The 20423-nt window shown below is 69.7% G+C and carries 12 protein-coding genes; 1 reads left to right on the top strand and 11 read right to left on the bottom strand.

From position 1 onward, the window contains the following. Positions 1 to 47: 47 nt before the first annotated feature. The 11 genes from ACWGJ2_RS04895 to ngcE form a co-directional block, all read right to left on the bottom strand. Positions 48 to 725: an AIM24 family protein gene (locus ACWGJ2_RS04895; protein WP_453344523.1), complete on the bottom strand. Its 678-nt coding sequence runs from the start codon at positions 723 to 725 to the stop codon at positions 48 to 50. Positions 726 to 1696: 971 nt separating this feature from the next. Continuing rightward, positions 1697 to 3364: an ArnT family glycosyltransferase gene (locus tag ACWGJ2_RS04890; RefSeq protein ID WP_453344522.1), complete on the bottom strand. Its 1668-nt coding sequence runs from the start codon at positions 3362 to 3364 to the stop codon at positions 1697 to 1699. A 114-nt stretch (positions 3365 to 3478) separates the two neighbouring features. Next, the gene (locus ACWGJ2_RS04885; RefSeq protein WP_453344521.1) at positions 3479 to 5044 is read right to left on the bottom strand and encodes an amino acid permease; all 1566 of its coding nucleotides are present in this window, start codon (positions 5042 to 5044) and stop codon (positions 3479 to 3481) included. Between the two features lie 226 nt (positions 5045 to 5270). After that, positions 5271 to 7196 carry a 1-deoxy-D-xylulose-5-phosphate synthase gene (gene dxs / locus ACWGJ2_RS04880; protein WP_453344676.1) on the bottom strand — a complete coding sequence of 642 codons (1926 nt, stop codon included), beginning with the start codon at positions 7194 to 7196 and terminating at the stop codon, positions 5271 to 5273. A 403-nt stretch (positions 7197 to 7599) separates the two neighbouring features. Continuing rightward, positions 7600 to 8904 (bottom strand): sugar ABC transporter permease, encoded by a 1305-nt coding sequence (locus tag ACWGJ2_RS04875; protein WP_453344520.1) that lies wholly within the window; start codon positions 8902 to 8904, stop codon positions 7600 to 7602. Then, on the bottom strand, positions 8901 to 9692 hold the full coding sequence (locus ACWGJ2_RS04870) for an ATP-binding cassette domain-containing protein (RefSeq protein ID WP_453344519.1): 792 nt from the start codon (positions 9690 to 9692) through the stop codon (positions 8901 to 8903). Before ACWGJ2_RS04870 ends, ACWGJ2_RS04875 begins: the two co-directional genes overlap by 4 nt. A gap of 229 nt (positions 9693 to 9921) precedes the next feature. Next, complete coding sequence (locus ACWGJ2_RS04865; RefSeq protein WP_453344518.1) at positions 9922 to 11016, bottom strand: ABC transporter substrate-binding protein; 1095 nt, start codon at positions 11014 to 11016, stop codon at positions 9922 to 9924. Between the two features lie 200 nt (positions 11017 to 11216). Next, a complete protein-coding gene (locus ACWGJ2_RS04860) occupies positions 11217 to 12545 on the bottom strand; it encodes an ROK family transcriptional regulator (protein ID WP_453344517.1) in 1329 nt (442 codons plus the stop codon). A 290-nt stretch (positions 12546 to 12835) separates the two neighbouring features. After that, the gene (locus ACWGJ2_RS04855; RefSeq protein ID WP_453344675.1) at positions 12836 to 13786 is read right to left on the bottom strand and encodes a carbohydrate ABC transporter permease; all 951 of its coding nucleotides are present in this window, start codon (positions 13784 to 13786) and stop codon (positions 12836 to 12838) included. Between the two features lie 31 nt (positions 13787 to 13817). Then, on the bottom strand, positions 13818 to 14894 hold the full coding sequence (locus ACWGJ2_RS04850) for a carbohydrate ABC transporter permease (protein ID WP_453344516.1): 1077 nt from the start codon (positions 14892 to 14894) through the stop codon (positions 13818 to 13820). Positions 14895 to 14987: 93 nt separating this feature from the next. Further along, on the bottom strand, positions 14988 to 16403 hold the full coding sequence (gene ngcE / locus ACWGJ2_RS04845) for an N-acetylglucosamine/diacetylchitobiose ABC transporter substrate-binding protein (RefSeq protein WP_453344515.1): 1416 nt from the start codon (positions 16401 to 16403) through the stop codon (positions 14988 to 14990). 690 nt (positions 16404 to 17093) lie between these two features. Here ngcE and ACWGJ2_RS04840 point away from each other — a divergent pair. Beyond that, entirely contained in the window at positions 17094 to 20420 is a 3327-nt protein-coding gene (locus ACWGJ2_RS04840) for a GH92 family glycosyl hydrolase (protein ID WP_453344674.1), read from the top strand. Positions 20421 to 20423 lie beyond the last annotated feature (3 nt).

The raw sequence follows: 20423 nt of genomic DNA, 5'->3' as shown, positions 1-20423 counted from the left end.
GGCACCGTTCGTGTGTCCCCGTCCGCGTGCGCCGACGCGGGCGCGGCTCAGTGCGTGCCGGGCTGCTGCGGCTGCGCCTCGCTCGGGCGGACGATGACGAACCCCTCGCCCTCCAGGGCCAGTTGCATCGCCTCGCCCGAACCGCCGCGCAGCATGGAGCCGAAGCTCTGCGACCTGTGGAGCGAGGCGTGCAGCCGGGCGCTCCAGCCCAGGACCGCGTCCGTGTCTACGTAGACCGGCGCCTGCGGGCTCACGGGGATCACGATCGGCTCGCCCTCGCAGATCAGGCCGAGCTTGCCGTGCCCCGTGAAGACGCTGTTGAACAGGCCGCCGCCGGTCATGCCCGCTCCCTTGACGACCTTCACGTCGTAGGACAGCGTCGCGTCGAAGACGAGGACGTGGCGGCCGTTGACGCTCAGCTCGTCGCCCGGCGCCATCTCGACGATGAAGCAGCTCGCCGCCTCGTGCGCGAACCACGCCTCGCCCTGGCCGCGCACCGCCATCAGCGGCAGGCCCTCGCCGGTGACCTTGCGCTTGATGTAGCCGCCGACGCCCTGGCCCTTCTTCTCGAACTGGAGGTTCCCGCGGAACGCGACCATGGCGCCCTGACGTGCGTAGCACTCGCCGTTGACCACGTACTTGATGGACTTGTTGTTCTGGAGCGTCATCCCGGCCGCGACCGGATCCTTGACCAGGTATTCGTCCTTGAAGAGGTCACTTTGCATACCAGGCATGATCGCCCCGGAACGACTGCGTCCGCCAGCCTTTCCCTTCGCGGGATGCGGAAGGAAACGGGGGTTGCCGGTTCGTCGGGGGTGTTGCGCGGGACGGTTGGCCTGTGTGGTGCGCACTGTAGGGTCCCGCGCTGATTTTTGTGCCGCTGCACGGGGTGCGGGGCGCTGCGCTGGGCGGTGCGTTGTGTTCCGGGTGCGGGTGGGTGGCTTCGGCGCGGCGTGTGGTGCGGTGCTTTGCGGCTTGCGCCGCGTGATTCCGGGTTTCCGTTGGGGTTGTGGGCGCGTGGGTGCGGGGTGTCCGGTGCCGCGCCGGGGTGTCTCCTCGGGCGGCGACAAGTGCGGGTCTCGTTTACGGGTTTCCTCCGGCACTCGTCGCCACCACTTGCGGGGACACCCCACCGCGTCCCCGTCCCGCCGGTGGCCCACTGCCACTCCGGGTGGGTCGGGGCATCCCCCCGGCGCGGGACCTACGGTCCCCACTTCACGGGCCAACCGTCCCGCGCAACACCCCCTTCACGGGGTGCGCCTACCCGATTGCCCCCCCTGGGGTCTCGTTCGCGTGCTGCGGGCCGGTGGGTGGGTTGTGCCCACCCTCCCCCAGCAACCACTGAGAGGTGCCCCCCTCCCCATGCGGAACGCCTGCCCACAACAGGGGTGGCCGGGCCCGTACCGTCAGGTGCGGGCACACAGCATGGGGACAAGCGGAGGGGTCACCGGCGGATAGTCGGCCACCGGGTGGGAGGGGACGTGGTGGGGTGTCCCCGCAAGTGGTGGCGACGAGTGCCGGAGGAAACCCGTAAACGAGACCCGCACTTGTCGCCGCCCGAGGAGACACCCCACCACGGCACCGGCCCCCACCACACACCGCACCGAAGCCACACAGCCGCACCCGGAGACGGCGAACCGCCCCGCGCAGGGGACCCCGCCCAGGCGTGCTGCGGCGCAAAAATCAGCGCGGGACCCTACGGTGTCCACCACACCGGTGAACCGTCCCGCGCAACACCCCCGGACAACCAGAACCCCCCGTTTCCCCTCACATAAAGCACCGCGCCGTCCACCTCCCCAACACGGTCGTAGTGCCGCTTCAGGTAGTTCCGGAGCGTGGGTGTGGAGGCCACGCCGTATGGGGCGCCCCGTGAGTCGTCGACGACGAGGGTGGGCGGGGTGTCGCGCAGTTCGCGGCGGAAGTGCGGCCAGGCGCCCTCCATCGCGTACCGCTCCCCTACCCGTACGCCCCCGCGCCCGCCGCTGAAGTTGGTGAGGAACCCGGCGGTGAGGTAGCGGGAGGCGGGGGCGCGGTCGGCGAGCCAGTAGCCCTCGGGGTGCATGCCCCACAGCAGGACGCGGTCCGAGGGCTGGGTGCGGGCGCGGACCTCGGCCGCGACGCGCTGGGCGTGGTCGAGTTCGGTGCGCGGCGCCGCGTAGCCCCAGACGAGGTGCCCGGCGGCGATGACCGAGGTGAGCGCGAGCGCGAGGTCCGCGTGGCGCGGGCGCCGCAGCTCGCGCAGGACGGAGGCACCGAGGAGGGCGAGGGGCGGGACGAGCTGGAGGTAGTAGTGGCCGAAGAACTGGAAGCCGACCACGATGGCCGCTGCCGAGGCCACCAGCCATGCCCACAGGTCGGCGGACCACTCAGGGCGCCGCCGCCGCAGCCACAGGTGTACGAGCGCCACCAGGAACGGCGCGCAGGCGAGCGCCAGCACGCCGGTGCTGGCCAGTGCACGGGCCAGGGCTCGCAGTCCGGCGCCCTCGACGGAGGCGTACGCGCCGGATCCCGTCGCCATCCAGTAGAGGAAGCGGCCGGGGCCGAAGGCGAGAGCGGTGATCGCGACCGGGAGCACCGCTCCGGCCGCCAGCCGCGCCAGACCGGGGAGCCGGGGTGCGGGGGCCCGCCACAGCAGCACGAGCACCGGCAGCAGCACGGCACCACCGGTCTGCTTTGTGAGCACCGCTCCGGCGATGCCGATCCCGGCCCACGCCCACCGCCGCCGGTCCGCGCACCACACGGCGGCGGCCGTCCACGGCAGCATGAACACCTCGAAGGTCGCCGCCTGGGTGTCCTCGGGGTTGAGCCCGATGGTGAGCAGGACGTACAGCACACCGGCCGTCCAGCCCGCCCGGTCCCCCCAGCGCCGCCCGGCCAGCGAGGCGGTGAACGCGGCGCCCACGGCCACGGCCAGCACGGCAGCCGCCTTCAGCGGCCACAGCGACTCGTCCCCTGCGAGCGCGAACGCGCCCTGGTAGAGCCAGGGCAGCAGCGGGGGTTTGCGGTCGACGACGGTGTCGTAGAGCGTGCCGCCGTCGGCGAGCATCCGCGCCTGGGTCGCGAGGAAGCCCTCGTCGGGGTTCCAGAGCGGGCGCGCGAAGGAGGGCAGGCGGGTGACGAGGGCGAGGAGCGTGAGCGCGGGCAGCAGCAGCGCCCAGTAGCGGCGGCGTGACGGGCCCGCGACGGGGACGGCGTCCGGTGTGTCCCGTGGGTGCGGCCCCGGTGTGCTGGGCGCGGCCCCGGTGTCGCGACGCGGCTCGGGTACGTGGCCCTCGCGGGTACTGCCGCGCGTCGCCTTGTCCGTCGACGGCCGCGTGTCCACGGAGGACGACGGCGCGCGCGGGGGCTCGGCGGCGGACGGCATGCGCCCCAACTTATCCGGCCTCGCGGTCCCCTCTGGAAGAGGGCCCACGGGAGCGGAAGCGGAGGATGGGCCTCAGTCGGCGCGGTGGGCACCGTCCCCCGAGCGGAACCTCCGCTACCGCGCACCCCCGCCGCCAGAACCGGAACCGGAGCCGGAGCCGGAACCCACGTCGCCCATGAGGCGCAGCCTGCTGTGGTGGCGCCCGTACACGGCGTAGATGACCATGCCCAGCGCCATCCAGACCGCGAACCGCAGCCACGTCTCGACGCTGAGGTTCAGCATCAGCCACAGCGAGGCCAGCACCGACACGACCGGCAGCACGGGCACGAACGGCGTACGGAACGCGCGCGGCAGTTCCGGACGCGTACGACGCAGCAGGATCACGCCGAGCGCGACGACGAGGAAGGCGAAGAGGGTGCCGATGTTCACCATCTCCGTCAGCTCCGTCACCGTGAAGAAGCCCGCGATCAGCGCGACGAGGACGCCGAGCAGGACGGTGGAACGGTACGGCGTGCCGTAGCGGGTGTGCACCCGCGAGAACGACCGGGGCAGCAGCCCGTCGCGGCTCATCGCGAAGAAGACCCGGGTCTGTCCGAGCAGCAGGATCATCACGACCGACGTGAGGCCGACCGCCGCGCCGAACGAGATCAGCCCGGAGAAGAAGGGCTGCCCGACCGCCTTGAAGGCGGAGGCGAGGGGCGCGTCGCTCTCCAGCTTCGAGTACTCGCGCATGCCCGTCACCACCAGCGAGACGGCGACGTAGAGCAGCGTGCACACCGCGAGCGAGCCGAAGATGCCGCGCGGCAGATCGCGCTGCGGGTTCTTCGTCTCCTCGGCCGCCGTGGCCACGATGTCGAAGCCGATGAAGGCGAAGAAGACGACGGCGGCTGCGGAGAAGATGCCCATCACGCCGAAGTGCGAGGGGGTGAAGCCGAAGATGAGCTGGGAGAGCGGGGTGAGCAGCCCCGAGGTGCCCTCCTCGGTGGGCTGCTCGGGCGGGATGAACGGCGAGTAGTTGTCGCCGACGATGAAGAAGGCGCCCGCGATGATCACGAGGAGCACCACCGTGATCTTCACGGCGACGACAGCCGAGGTGATGCGCGCCGAGAGCTTCATACCCACCACCAGCACCGCGGTGATCGCGAGCACCAGCGCGGCGGCGAGGATGTCGAAGCCGAAGCCGTCACCGGAATGGGTGAGGGCCTCGGGGACGGTGAGGCCGAGGTTGTCGAGCAGCGTGCCCACGTACTGCGACCAGCCGCCCGCCACGGTGGCGGCGCCCAGCGCCAGCTCCAGGACGAGGTCCCAGCCGATGATCCAGGCGGGCAGCTCGCCGAGCGAGGCGTACGAGAAGGTGTACGCGGATCCGGCGACCGGGACCGTCGAGGCGAACTCCGCGTAGCAGAGCGCGGCCAGTCCGCACACCAGCGCGGCGACGATGAAGGAGATCGCCACCGCGGGACCCGCGTAGTCCTTGGCGACGGTGCCCGTGACGACGAAGATCCCGGTGCCGACGATGACGCCGACGCCGTAGACCACGAGGTCGAACGCGCTGAGCGACTTCTTCAGCGCGTGCTCCGGTTCCTCCGTGTCCTGGATCGACTGCTCGACCGACTTCGTCCGGAACCAGCCGCCTCGTCCGCCGCTCCCGCTCCCTGGCCTTCGCTGTGCACCGCTCATCTGCTTCCTCCGCGCCGCTGGACGGTCGTGGGGAATGGATCGGCACACCGGCGGGGCCCTTCGCGCCGTCACCTGCCGACTTCACCCGATGAGACGCATACCCCGCGCACACCGATGGGCCGCCCGGTTCACCCTCACGGGGTCCGGACGGCCCATCGGCACGGGGCTCACGTGCGGCGCGGCGGCACCGGTCTACGGGCCGGGCCTCGCGTCGCGCGCGGTGGTGTCAGTCGCGGGCCGCCTCGCGCCCCGCGCCCGCGGTCTCCGTGTCGTAGCGGCCGTCGATGCGGGCCACCAGACCCGTCACCTGACGGGCGATGTCCGGCGCGGTGAGCCCGATCTCCGCCATGACCTCGCCCCGCGAGGCGTGGTCGAGGAAGCGCTCCGGGATGCCGAAGTCGCGCAGCGGCACGTCCACGCCCGCGTCGCGCAGCGCCTGCGCCACGGCGGAGCCGACGCCGCCCGCCCTGCTGTTGTCCTCGACGGTGACGACGACCCGGTGCTGGTCGGCCAGCGGCGCCAGCGCCTCGTCGACGGGCTTGACCCAGCGCGGGTCCACGACCGTCGTGGAGATGCCCTGCTTGTCCAGCAGGCCGGCGATCTCCAGGCACATCGGCGCCAGCGCGCCCACGGACACCAGCAGCACGTCCGGGCGTGCGGCATCCGCCTCGCGCAGCACGTCCATGCCGCCGATACGGGCCACGGCGGGGACGGCGGGGCCGACAGCGCCCTTCGAATAGCGCACGACGGTCGGTGCATCGTCCACGTCGACCGCCTCGCGCAACTGGGCGCGCAACTGATCGGCGTCGCGCGGCGCTGACAGGCGCAGCCCGGGGACGCACTGGAGGATCGACATGTCCCACATGCCGTTGTGCGAGGCGCCGTCCGAGCCGGTGACCCCCGCCCTGTCCAGCACGAATGTGACGCCGCACTGGTGCAGCGCCACGTCCATCAGCAGTTGGTCGAAGGCGCGGTTGAGGAACGTCGCGTACACCGCGAAGACCGGGTGCAGGCCGCCTGTGGCCAGCCCGGCGGCCGAGACCGCGGCGTGCTGCTCGGCGATGCCCACGTCGTAGACCCGCTCCGGGTACGCCTGGGCGAAGCCGTGCAGGCCGACGGGGCGCATCATGGCCGCCGTGATGGCGACGATGTCCTCGCGCTCCCGGCCGAGCTTGACCATCTCCTCGCCGAAGACCGAGGTCCAGTCGGCGCCGGAGGACTTCACCGGCAGGCCCGTGTCCGGGTGGATGACGCCGACCGCGTGGAACTGGTCGGCCTCGTCCTGCCGCGCGGGCTGATAGCCGCGGCCCTTCTCCGTGAGGCAGTGCACCAGGACGGGGCCGCCGAAGCGCTTGGCGCGCTGGAGCGCGGACTCGACGGCGGCGATGTCGTGGCCGTCGATCGGGCCGACGTACTTCAGGCCCAGGTCCTCGAACATGCCCTGCGGCGCGATGAAGTCCTTCAGGCCCTTCTTGGCGCCGTGCAGCGTCTCGTAGAGGGGCTTGCCGACGACGGGGGTCCGGTTGAGGACCTCCTTGCCCCGGGCCAGGAACCGCTCGTAGCCGTCGGTGGTGCGCAGCGTCGCCAGGTGGTTCGCGAGGCCGCCGATCGTCGGCTCGTACGAGCGCTCGTTGTCGTTCACGACGATCACGAGCGGGCGGTCCTTGGCGGCGGCGATGTTGTTCAGGGCCTCCCACGCCATGCCACCGGTGAGCGCGCCGTCACCGATGACGGCCACGACGTGGTCGTCCTTCTTGAGCACCTCGTTCGCCTTGGCGAGGCCGTCCGCCCAGCCGAGGACGGTGGAGGCGTGACTGTTCTCGATGATGTCGTGCTCGGACTCGGCGCGCGACGGGTAGCCGGAGAGGCCGCCCTTCGCGCGCAGCCTGGAGAAGTCCTGGCGGCCCGTGAGCAGCTTGTGCACGTAGGACTGGTGCCCCGTGTCGAAGAGCACCTTGTCCTGGGGGGAGTGGAAGACCCGGTGCAGGGCGATGGTCAGCTCGACCACGCCGAGGTTGGGCCCCAGGTGTCCGCCGGTCTTGGCGACCGAGTCGACGAGGAAGGCCCGGACCTCTCCAGCCAGCCGCTCCAGCTCCTCCGGAGTGAGCCGGTCGAGATCGCGCGGTCCCGTGATGCGGGTCAGCAGCGCCACCCGTACCTCCTTGCTGTCGCACATGTCGAGATGTCGAGCTGTGCCATCTGTGCCGTTCGGGCTGTGCTTGTGCGGTTCCTTGTGCCGATTCCGACGAGTCTAATGTTCCGTACGCGGCGACGGAGATCGCCCTGTGCGATCTCGGTCACGCAAACGGGTCCCCTTCGCGGGGCGCGGAAGGAAACCGGGGGGGGCGCCCCTTGTCGGGGTGATTGCCCGGGACGGTTGACCGGCGAAGTGGGTGCCGTAGGGTCCCGCGCCGGGTTTGTGGGGGTTCGCCGCCGCTTTCGGGTGCGGGCCGGTGGCTACGGCCAGGCAGCACCCCGCGAAGGGAAGGGTGCCCCTCAGAGGTGACAAGGGGCACCCTTGGCGGGGTTGTCGGCGGAACGGGGCCGTAGGCCCCCTACGTGCGGCCCGCCGTCTTCTGCGTGCGCCGCGAGAGCGAGTCGATCACGACGGCGGCCAACAGCACCGCACCCGTGATCATGTACTGGATCTCGCTCGCCATCCCGAGCAGATTCAGCCCCTGCTGAATGGACTGGATCACCAGAATGCCGAGCAGCGCCGACCAGATCTTGCCGCGCCCGCCGAAGAGGCTGGTGCCTCCGATGACCGCTGCCGCGATGACGTTCATCAGCGTGTTCCCCGCGCCGAGACTCTTCGTCGCACCGCCCGAGAGGCTGGCGATGAACAGCCCGCCGAAGGCGGCGAGCATGCCCGCGATGGCGAAGACGCTGATCCGGACGCGTTCGACGTTGATGCCCGCGCGCCGCGCGGCCTCCGCGTTGCCGCCGACGGCGAAGATCTGCCGCCCGTAGGTGGTGCGCCGCACCACGAAGTCCGCGATGACCAGGACGGCCAGGAAGACCACCAGGGCGAGCGGCAGGCCGCGCGACTGGTTGAGGACGTAAGCGGCGACGAACGCGACCACCGCGACCACACCCGTGCGCAGCGCGATCTCGCTCATGGGCCGGAAGGGCAGCTCCGCGGCGCGGCGCCGCTTCGCGTCCAGGAGCAGCGCGCCCGCGTAGGCGAGGACGGCCACGAGGGCGAGGCCGTAGCCCGCGGCGATGTCCTCGAAGTAGTAGCCGGTGAGGTCCTCGACGATGCTGCCGCCGGGGGTGTTGATGCTTCCCTCGGCGCCCATCAGCCAGATCTGGAGCCCGCTCCAGCCCAGGAAGCCCGCCAGTGTGACGACGAACGCGGGCACGCCCACCTTGGCGAAAAAGAACCCATGGAGGGCGCCGATGAGGAGGCCCGCGCCGATGGCGAGGATCACCGAGAGCCAGTCGTTGACACCGTGCGTGACGCTGAGCACGGCCCACACGGCGGCGCCGACGCCCGCGACGGAGCCGACCGACAGGTCGATCTCGCCGAGCAGCAGGACGAAGACGATGCCCGTCGCCATGATGCCCGTACCGGCGATGTAGACGCCGATGTCGCTCAGGCTTCCCGCGGAGAGGAAGCTGCTGTTCAGCGACTGGAAGATGACCGCGATGGCTATGAGGCCGAGGATGACGGGCAGCGAGCCCAGCTCGCCGCCGCGCATGCGGCGCTTGAAGTCGGTCCAGTAGCCCGCGAAGCCCTGTTCGCGCACGAGCAGCCGGGGGTCGACGGCCGCGGGCGCCGCGCCGTTCGCGTCGGCGGGGACGGGTCCGGCGGCGGAGGCGCCCCTGCCGCCCTTGTCCGTGTTCACGGTGTCGCTCACTTCGACCCCTCCTTGGAGCCCTCGCTGGTGCGGGCCTGACGGCGGGTGACCGCGTTGTCCGAGGCGCCGGTGATCGCCGCGACGATCTTCTCGTGGGAGGTGCTGGCGACCGGGAAGACACCGTTGTTGCGGCCGAGGCGCAGCACCGCGACCCGGTCGGCCACGGCCTGGACGTCGGCCATGTTGTGGCTGATGAGGATGACGGCGAGGCCGCGCTCGCGCAGCCGCTCGACCAGGTCGAGGACCTGCGCGGTCTGCTCGACGCCGAGGGCCGCCGTGGGCTCGTCGAGGATGACGACCTTGGGGTCGCCGATCAGCGCGCGGGCGATGGCGACGACCTGCCGCTGCCCGCCGGAGAGCGAGGCGACGGGGATGCGGACGCTGGGGATGCGGATGGACAGGGTGTCCAGCAGCTCCTTGGCGCGCTTCTCCATGGCGATCTCGTCCAGCACGGCCGAGCGCCGCACCTCGCTGCCGAGGAAGAGGTTGGCGACGACGTCGAGGTTGTCGCACAGCGCCAGGTCCTGGTAGACGGTGGCGATGCCGAGTTCCTGCGCGTCGTGCGGGCGGTGGATGGCGACGGAGCGCCCTTCCCACTCGATGTTCCCGTCGTCGATGGGGTGGACGCCTGCGATGGTCTTGACGAGCGTGGACTTCCCGGCGCCGTTGTCGCCGACGAGGGCGACGACCTCACCGGTGCGGACCTCCAGGTCCACCTCGGTGAGCGCCTGTACGGCACCGAACCGCTTGGAGATTCCGCGCAGCGCCAGCACGGGTTCGTTAGGCACTTGGCCTGCTCCGATCTTTCTTTCAGAAATGAGGACTGCGGGTGCGCCGCGCCGTGCCTCCCCCGCCACGGCGGCCTCCCCCGCGCGGCGGAGAGCAGGACCGCGGGTGCGGTCCTGCTCCCGTACTCCGCGACGCGGCCGGCGCGGCCGACGCGCCGTACGGCTCACCCGCTCGGGGCTCACCGCTCACGGCTCGCCGCGTACGGCTTCGCCAAGTAGGGCGTACCGCTTACAGCAGGCCCGCGTCCTTGCAGGCCGAGGCGAATTCCTTGGTGCAGATCTGGCCGACCTTGTACACCTTGTCCTTGATGATCGTGTCCTTGATGTTGTCCTTGGTCACGATCTTGGCGCTGTAGAGCTGGGACGGGACACCGTCCTGGCTCTTGCTGTCGACCTTCTTCGGGGTGAGGGAGTCGATCTTCTCGCCCTTGAGGAGCTTGACCGCGATCTCGGCGGTCGTCTCGGCCTCGGGCTTGATCGCCTTGTAGATGGTGAAGCTCTGGTCGCCGCTCACGAGGCGCTGGAGACCGGCGAGTTCGGCGTCCTGGCCGCTCAGCGGGACGTCCTTGACGCCGGACTTCTTCATGGCGGTGGCGATGCCGCCCGCCATGCCGTCGTTGGCCGAGTAGACGCCGTCGAAGCCGTCCTTGCCCAGCTTGGTGATGGCGGCGCCCATCTTCTTGTTGGCCTCGTCCGGGGACCAGTCCGGGATGTCCTGCTCGTAGACGACCTCCTTGACCTCCTTGTCGAGGACGCTGTGCGCGCCCTTCTTGAAGAGGGCCGCGTTCGGGTCGGTCGGCGAGCCGTTGATCATGACGACGTTGGCGTCCTTGGCCTTGTCGCCCATCGCCTCGACGAGGCCCTGGCCCTGGAGCTCGCCGATCTTCTCGTTGTCGTAGGAGACGTAGGCGGAGATGTCGCCCTCGGCGAGGCGGTCGTAGGCGACGACCTTGACGCCCTTCTTCGCCGCCCGGTCGACCCAGGACTTGGTGGCCTGCGCGTCCACCGCGTCGAGGATGATGACCTTGACGCCCTGGGTTATGAGGGCGTCGAACTGCTTCTTCTGGGTCTCGGTGTCCTGCGTGGCGTTGTTGTACTTGACCTTGCAGTCCGAGCACAGCGCCTTGATCTTCTTCTCCATGTACGGACGGTCGAAGGTCTCGTAGCGCGTGGTCTTGTTCTCGGGCAGGAGAAGCCCGATGGTCTTGTTGTCTCCACCGCCGCCTTCACCGTCGCCGCCGCCCGCCTTGCCGCACGCGGCGAGGGACAGGGCCATCGAGACGGCAGCCGTACCGATGACGACGCGACGCATCTTTGCGTTCATGGGGTTCCAACCTCCCTGACGAGGCCGCGTCGTTGCGGCCGAGGTGGCTGGAAGTCAACTCGCAGGCTACGCAAGCGTCAAGAAGTAAATCCTTAACGAGACGGCAACGATGCCATTCGTTATGTGCATGAACACAAAAGCGCTCTCTGTGGTGACGCCGCGCAACCGTGCGCGGCGTCACCCGCCCCCACCGGGGGGCGTCAGACCGAGGCCGCGGCCACCGCCGTGTCCGGGGGCCCGGCGGGCTGTGCGGCGCCCGTACGGCCCGGCTCCCGCCCCTCGCGCGGCCGCTCCTGGGAACCGTCCGACGCGGCGCCCTCGCCCGCACCCTCTCCCGTGCCGAACCCGGCAGCGGCGGCGGCGTCCAGCAGCGTCGCGTCACCCATCTCGCTCAGCACCAGCGCCAGCGCGCCCAGCACCTCGGCGCGGCCCCCGAGCGTGCCGGGGACCACGGTGAGCTGACGCCCGGCGCTGGGGATCGCGTAGCGGGCCACGGAGTCGCGCACCGGGTCGAGCACCAGGTCACCGGCCTCCGCGAGGTCCCCGCCGAGCAGCACCTTGGAGGGGTTGAGCAGGTTGCAGAGGTTGGCGACGCCGCTGCCGATGTGCCGCCCCACGTCGGCGATCACCCGGCGGCAGCCCGGGTCGCCGTCACGCGCGAGCTGGACCACGCGGGCCATGGTCAGGTCCGTGCCGTGGCTGGAGTGCAGCAGGGGCAGCACATAGCGGGCCGCGGTGAAGGTCTCCAGGCAGCCGCGGTTGCCGCAGCGGCAGACGGGGCCCGACTCGTCGAGGGTGATGTGCCCGATCTCGCCCGCCGTGCCGCCGGGGCCGCGGTAGATCTGGCCGTTGATCACCAGCCCGGCGCCGACGCCGCTCGCCACCTTGATGTACGCGAGGTCGGCCGAGCCGCGCCCGTTGCCCCACACCTGCTCGCCGAGCGCGCCGAGGTTGGCGTCGTTGTCGACGTAGACGGGGACGCCGAGGCGCGATGCCAGCTCCTCGCGCGGGTTCGTGCCCGCCCATCCCGGGAGGATCGACGTGGAGCCCAGCGCGCCCGTCTCCACGTCGATGGGTCCGGGGACGCCGAGGCCGACGCCGATGAGCTTCTCGGGGCTGATGCCCGTCGTGGCGATGAGGCGCTGGACGAGCTGCTCGGCGCGGTCGAAGCCCTCGGCTGCCGAGGCGTCCACGTCGATGGGCTCGGCCTCCTCGGCGAGCACCTGGTGCGCGAGGTTGCCGACGGCGACCCGCAGGTGCGAGTGCCCGAAGTCGACGCCCACGACGGTGCCCGCGTCGCCGCTCAGCGACACGGCGCGGGCCCTGCGGCCCCCGGCGGAGGTGGGCGTGACCTGCACCGTTCCGCCGTCCTTCAGCTCCCGGACGATATTGGAGACGGTGGCGGCCGACAGCCCTGTGCTCCGGGCGATCTCCGCCTGGGTGAGCGATCCGGCCATCCGTACGGCCCGTACGACCCGCTCCAGATTCGCCCGGTGCAGCGAAGACTGCGAGCCCGGAGTCTCGACCACTGTTCCACTCCCGCCTCGACGGCCGGCACGACCGCCGCCCCGTCTGCCGTACCGCGTCGATGGGATACGGCCTGTTTCCAACATCTGAACTCTAAGCAGAGCCCGAGCGGTTCTCCCCCGTCAAGACCTTGAGCGTGCTTCGGCCACGAGGGCGCTCATCCGAGAGGCATTCTACGGAGGGTGAGCGGACGTCGCAGGGGGCGGACCGGCCCTGGTGCTCCAGGCTCCGGTCCGCCCCGTGACGGTCTGGGTCCGTGCTGTGAACGGTCCCCCTGCCTCGTCGCGCCCGGTTACTTCACCGCGCCCGCCGTCAGGCCCTGCTGCACCTGGCGCTGGAAGACCATGTAGACGACGAGGATGGGCAGCATGGCCACCGTCAGCCCCGCGAAGAGGGCACCCCAGTCCCCCTCGTAGCCCTGGTTCACGGACAGCTCGGCCAGGCCCTGGGTCAGCAGGGCCTGGTGGGAACTCTCGCTGTTCAGGGCCAGGGGGAGGAAGTACTGGTTCCACTGGCCCAGGAAGTTGAAGATGCCGATGCTGATCAGGCCGGGCTTGGCCATGGGCAGCATGATCTGGAAGAAGGTCCGCAGGTGCGAGGCGCCGTCGATGGTGGCCGCCTCCGCGATCGATCCCGGCAGGGTGCGGAAGAACGCCGTCATGAAGAAGGTCGTGAACGGCAGTGAGTAGGCGATGTACGCCAGGATCAGGCCCTGCTTCGTGTCCAGCAGCCCGAAGTTGTCCATCACGAAGAACAGCGGCACGACCGCCAGGATGATGGGGAACATCATCCCGCCCGCGAACAGCAGATAGATGACACGGTTGCCGGGGAACGCGAAGCGGGCGATGACGTAGGCCGCCATCGAGCCCAGCAGCATGGTGCCGGGCAGCGAACCGCACAGCACCAGCGCCGAGTTGAGGGCGTACTCGCCGATGTTGGCGTCGCTCCACGCGTTGGTGAAGTTCTCGATGCTGAACGCGGTGGGCCAGCCGAAGGGCTTGCCCTCGATCTCCGCCGACTTCCGCAGCGAGTTGACCATGACCCACAGCAGGGGCCCGGCCGCCATCACGCTCCACAGGATGAGGAAGCCGTTGGCGAAGACGTTGAGGGTGGCGCCCTCGGTGCCGATCCGGGCACGCCCTTCGCGGCCCCCACCCTTCGCGCCGGGCCCGGTGCCGGTGCCGGAGGCGAGGGGCTTGCCGTCGGCCCGGTCCGCTTCCCCGGGCGCCTCGGCGGGCTGGATAGCGTTCATTCCTCGAATCTCCCCGCTCACTTCAGTACTCGATCCGGTCGCGGCGGCTCAGCAGCATCATGACCCCGGCGAAGACCATGGTGACCAGCAGCAGCACGACGCCGATCGCGGTGGCGTAGCCCGCCTGCCCCGAGTCGAACGCCTTCTTGTAGAGGTAGACCGGGGTGACCAGGGTGGAGTCGCCGGGACCGCCCTTGTTGATGGTCATGATGTGCACGACGGCGAAGCAGTCGAGCGCCTGGATGCCCATGTAGATCCAGCCGGTCTGCACCGTGTCCCAGATCAGCGGCAGGGTGACCTTGAAGAAGGTCTTGGGCCTGCTCGCGCCGTCCAGCAGCGCCGCCTCGTAGATGTCCTTCGGGATGGAGCCCATGGCGGCGGAGAACAGCACCACGTAGAAGCCGACGAACATCCAGCAGACGACGAACAGCACCGAGGCGAGCGCGAAGGTGGGGTCGGCGAGCCAGTTCTGCGCGAGCGCCCCGAGGCCCACGGTGCGCAGCACCTCGTTGATCGGCCCCGTGATGGGGTCGTACATCGCGCCCCAGACGACACCGATGATGGCGACGGAGATGACCTGCGGGAAGAAGTAGACGTTCTTGTAGAACTTCGAGCCGCGGACGCCCGAGATGACCTCGTTCTTCTTGTGCCGCCCGCCCGCCTGGAGCATGAAGGCGAAGAAGAGGCCGAGCGCCAGGGTGACGACGGGGGCCACGATGAGCAGGATGAGGCTGTGCTGCATCGCCGCCCAGAACGTGGAGTCGTCCATCATCCGGGTGTAGTTGTCCAGCCCGACGAAGCTGAACTCGCTGCTGAAGCCCGTCCAGTCGGTCAGTGAGTAGTAGAACGCCTGGAAGAACGGCGAGATCACGAAGACCGCGTAGATCACCAGCGGCAGCAGCAGGAACCAGCAGATGAAGCGGTACTTGTCGAGTGTCCGGTAGCGCGGGTCCCTGCGCACCCTCTCCGGGGTGGCGCGGGGCGGCAGCAGGAAGGCCGCCACGAGCAGTGGGAAGGCCGCCCTGGTGCGCGCGGCGCCGCCCTGTCGTTCCGGTGCCGGACCCGTGGTCTTCCCCACCGTCCGGAGATCGTTCGCCATGCCGCCCCGCTCCGTACTCAGCATTGAACCGATGGATACCCGTGCCGTGCCCGGTCGGAGGCCGGCCCGCCGGACCGGCGGGCCGGCTCCGGATCAGCGCTTGTACTTCTTGATGGAGTCGTCCTTGGCCACGTCGTCGGCCGCCTTCTGGCAGCGCTTGATGGCCTCGTCCGGTTCGATGTCGCCCGACATCATCGAGGCGATGGCGCCGCCGATCTTGTCCTTGTGCAGCTCCAGGTACCAGTCCTGGATGCGGGGGCCCACCACGTTCTCACCGGCGGCCTTGAGGATCTGCTGCGCCGAGGAGAGCCCCGGCTTCAGGTCCAGCCCCTCGGCCGCGCCGTCGACACAGGTGAGCGCCGACACCTGCTCGCTGAAGTTCTGTGTGGACTGCTTGCCCAGCATGATGCGCAGCCACTCCATGCCGCCCTCGACGTTCTTCGCCTTGGCCGGGACCATGAAGGGCTCGCTCGCCTCGGCGTAGACGGTCTCGAAGGGCATGGCGTCGGACGTGTCGAGGCTGGAGGGCGGGGCCACGGTCATCTCGAAGTCCTTGGGCGTGGTCTTCCTGGCCTCGTTCTCCACCCAGGAGCCGTTCGGGAGGAAGAGCGCCTTGCCCTTGTTCCACTGGGTCTGGGACTGGATGTGGTCGATGCCGGGGGTGCCCTTGAGGATGTAGCCCTTGGCGTACAGCTCGTGGTACGCCTCGAACGCCTTCTTGACGGCGTCGTGCTTCCAGGCGTTGGGCTCCAGGTTGTCGATGGCCTTCATGACCTCCTGGCCGCCGATCTTCGTGAAGAACGGGTACAGCGTGAAGGCGAAGTAGTACGGGTACTTGCCCGCGTACGTCCAGCCCGCGATGCCCTCCTTCTTCGCCTTGGCGCAGGCGGCGAGCATCTCGTCCCAGGTCTTGGGGTATTCGAGGTCCAGCTTCTCCAGCGCGGTCTTGGAATACCAGACGCCGTAGACGGTGAAGGAATAGTTGAGCTGGTACATCTTGTCGCTGCCGAACTGCCCCTTCTCGACGGTTCCGGGGAGAAGGGTGTCGCGCACCTTCTTCGACGGGTCGAAGAGGGAAGGCGCGTCCAGCAGCGGTTCGAGATCCATGACCTGCTCGTCCTTGATCAGACTCGCGATGTCCATGTTCTCGGCGCCGGAGTTGTTGATCACGTCCGGCGGGTTGCCCTTCACCATCCGCGGCTGCATCTTGGTGCGGATCTTCTGGGTCTTGACGTGCTCGACCTGGCCGAAGGACTTCTCGTAGACCGTGTGGTTGTCCTTGGCGTACTGATCGCCGTATCCACCGTTGAAGATGACGACTTCGAGCTTGGCGTCCTTGTTGACCGCCAGCGGGTTGTCCTTGCTCTTCTTGCCCTTGTCGACCTTGTCCTCGTTCTCGCCGCCGCCGCTCGCGCAGGAGCTGAGAAGCCCCATTCCGGGGGCGGCGACAAGGCCGACTGCCGCGGTGCGCTTGATCAGATCACGACGGTTGACGTGGGTGGATCCCATGCTCAAGTCCTCGCCTTCTCCAGGACTCAGGCGGTGTACCGGTCTCCCGTCAGCTCGCCCGTCGGACGAAGGGCCCGACACCGCGGGTCAGTTGAAGCTGGGGTCGTACTGGTCGTGCTACCGCCAGCGGCTCCGTGTGAGGGCCCCGCTTGAGGTGCCGACAGGTATAGTCCACTTCTCGCCACGCGGGCAAGATCGAAAGCAGGGTTGCGCGTCAGTCTTTCCCTAGTTGAGACCTCTCGGACATAGGTGAGCACATGCACGCGACATCCGGCTAGGACAATCGCGGTACGGCGCTTGGACATACGAAAGCACGCGCCCCGGCTGACGTGGGGCGCTTCCGCTCTTTCGCGCCGCCTCACCGGAAGAAAACCCTCCGCCCGGCGTTACGCCCGCACGGCGGCACCTCGCGGCAAATCCCGCACCCCTTCGCGTCCCTTCACGTCCCGTAAATCGCGTGCCCCTTCGGCACCCTTGACAACAAAGGTCCCCCGCACGTTACTTAATCCTGCATTGCGTAACTGACAACGATGTCACCTCTGTTGAGAGGCCCGAGTGCGACGTAGCCATCAGACCACCCGGCACAGACCCGCGGACCGCCGCGGATTCCGTCCCCCGTCCCCCTTCTCCCCCAGGGCCGCGCGTTTCTCCCCCAGGGCCGCGCGCGCCGTCGTGCTCGCCGCGGTCACCGTGCTCGTCGTGACGGCCCAGGGCACCGCCGTCGCGGCCCCCGAGCCCGGTGACCGCGGCACGCGCTTCAGTTCCTCGTTCGAGCCAGGACAGCAGGCCCCCGACTGGAACGGCACCGTCGAGACCGGCCCCGACGGCGAGCCCCGCGTCTCCGGCGTCGGCCCGGACGACTCCGGGTCGGGCCAGGGCATGAGCACCCGCACCGGAACCGGCCCCTCCGAGTCGCCTACGGCGAAGACGGGTGCGGGCTTCACCGGCAAGCACGCGCTGCGCTACGCGGGCGTCCACCGCGCCGGGGGCCACGCGTACTCCTACAACAAGGTCTTCGACGTCGACACCGACATCGCCGCCGACTCCGTGCTGTCGTACCGGATCTTCCCCGAGATGCCGGAGGGCGACCGCGGTTACGCGGCGACGCAGGTGGCCGTCAACCTGGCCTTCACCGACGGAACGTACCTCAGCGAGCTGCGCGCCACCGACCAGCACGGCGCCCCGCTGAGCCCGCGCGGCCAGGGCGCGTCCAAGACGCTGTACGTCAACCAGTGGAACCACAAGGAGGCCAGGATCGGCCGGGTCGCGGCGGGCAAGACCGTCGACCGGGTCCTGGTGGGCTACGACTCCGACAAGGGCCCGGGGGCCTTCAGCGGCTGGCTGGACGATCTCGCGATCGCCCCCGAGGCCCCCGCGAAGCCCAAGGCGCACCTGTCCGACCATGTGGCGACCAACAGGGGCACGAACTCCAGCGGCAGCTTCTCGCGCGGCAACAACTTCCCGGCGACGGCCGTGCCCAATGGCTTCAACTTCTGGACGCCGGTGACCAACGCGGGCTCCACCGACTGGCTGTACGAGTACGCGCGCAAGAACAACGGCGACAACCTGCCGACGCTCCAGGCGTTCAGCGCGAGCCACGAGCCGAGCCCCTGGATGGGCGACCGGCAGACGTTCCAGGTGATGCCTTCGGCGAAGGCGGGCACCCCGGACGCCTCGCGCTCGGCGCGCGCGCTGCCCTTCCGGCACGAGAACGAGACGGCCAAGCCGCACTACTACGGCGTCGAGTTCGAGAACGGCCTGCGCACCGAGATGACGCCGACCGACCACGCCGCGATGATGCGCTTCACCTTCCCCGGCGACGAAGCGAGTCTCGTCTTCGACAACGTGGACAACAGGGGCGGGCTCAGCCTGGACACCGAGCGCGGGGTCGTGACGGGCTACTCGGACGTCAAGAGCGGCGGGTCCACGGGGGCCACGCGGCTGTTCGTCTACGCCACCTTCGACTCCCCCGTCACCTCCGGAGGCAAGCTGACGGGCGGCGGCGGAGCGGACGTCACCGGCTATCTGCGCTTCGCACCCGGCGAGGACCGCACCGTCACCATGCGCATCGCCACCTCGCTGATCAGCGTGGACCAGGCGAAGGCCAACCTCGCCGACGAGATCCCCGGCTCGGCCACCTTCGAGGGGGTCAGGGACCGGGCGCGGGCGCAGTGGGACGACATCCTCGGCGTCATCGAGGTGGAGGGCGCGAGCGAGGACCAGCTCACCACGCTCTACTCCAACCTCTACCGCCTCTACCTCTACCCCAACTCCGGCTACGAGAAGGTGGGTTCGCGCAGCCGCTACGCCAGCCCGTTCTCCCCTGCCGAGAAGCCGGACACGCCGACGGAGACCGGCTCGAAGATCGTCGACGGCGAGGTCTACGTCAACAACGGGTTCTGGGACACGTACCGCACCACCTGGCCCGCCTACTCCTTCCTCACCCCCGAGCGCGCGGGGAAGATGGCGGACGGCTTCGTGCAGCAGTACAAGGACGGCGGCTGGATATCCCGCTGGTCCTCACCCGGCTACGCGGACCTGATGACGGGCACCAGCTCGGACGTGGCCTTCGCGGACGCCTACGCCAAGGGCGTGGACTTCGACGCTGAGGCGGCCTACGAGGCGGCGCTCAAGAACGCGACGGTGGCCCCGCCGGACCCGGGCGTCGGCCGCAAGGGCATGAACACCTCGGCCTTCCTGGGCTACACGAGCACGGCCACCAAGGAGGGCATGTCCTGGGCGCTGGAGGGTTATCTCAACGACTTCGGCATAGCGAACATGGCCAAGGCCCTCCACAAGGAGACCGGAAAGAAGCGGTACAAGGAAGAGGCGTCCTACTTCCTGAACCGGGCCCAGAACTACGTGAAGCTCTTCGACGACCGGATCGGCTTCTTCCAGGGCAAGGACGCCGAGGGTGACTGGCGGCTGTCGCCCGACGCGTACGACCCGCGCGTCTGGGGCCACGACTACACCGAGACCAACGGCTGGAACTTCGCCTTCACCGCACCCCAGGACACCCGCGGCCTGGCGAACCTCTACGGCGGCAGGGCGGGTCTCGCGAAGAAGCTGGACAGCTACTTCGCGACGCCCGAGACGGCCGAGAAGCGGTTCGCGGGCTCGTACGGCAACGTCATCCACGAGATGACGGAGGCCAGGGACGTCCGGATGGGCATGTACGGGCACAGCAACCAGCCCTCGCACCACATCGCCTACACCTACGACGCGGCCGGGCAGCCGTGGAAGACCCAGGAGAAGGTCCGCGAGGCGCTCTCGCGGCTCTACCTGGGCAGCGAGATCGGCCAGGGGTACGCGGGCGACGAGGACAACGGCGAGATGTCGGCCTGGTACGTCTTCAGCGCCCTGGGCTTCTACCCGCTGGTCATGGGCTCCCCCGAGTACGCGGTCGGCTCACCGCTGTTCACGAAGGCCACGGTCCACCTGGAGAACGGCCGCGACCTGGTCGTCAAGGCGCCGGAGAACAGCGCGGAGAACGTGTACGTGCGGGGCCTGAAGGTCAACGGCAAGAAGTGGAACTCCACGGCGCTCCCCCACAAGCTCCTCGCCAAGGGCGGCACGCTGGAGTTCGCCATGGGCCCCGAACCGTCGAAGTGGGGCAGCGGCGAGCACGCGGGCCCGACCTCCCTCACGAAGGACGACAAGGTGCCCTCGCCGCGCCGCGATGTGACCCGCCCCGAGGAGGGCGACGCGCTGCTGGACGACACCTCGGACACCGGCGCCGAGGTCACCTCCTCGCCGGTGGCGGTGGAGAAGGGCTCGCGCGTCACCTCGTACACCCTCACCTCCGCGAAGAAGGACGAGGCGCCGGACGGCTGGGTGCTCCAGGGCTCGCGGGACGGGAAGCGGTGGACCGACGTGGACCGGCGCGCCGGGGAGAGCTTCCGCTGGGACAAGCAGACGCGGGTCTTCGAGGTGAAGCGGCCCGGGGCGTGGGAGACGTACCGGCTGGTGCCGAAGGGCGGTGGCGCGAGGCTCGCTGAGATCGAGCTGCTGTCGTAGGCG

Source organism: Streptomyces sp. NPDC054796, assembly GCF_053611545.1.
The sequence above is the reverse complement of the archived record's forward strand: the minus strand, read 5'-3'. Positions and strand labels throughout refer to the sequence as shown.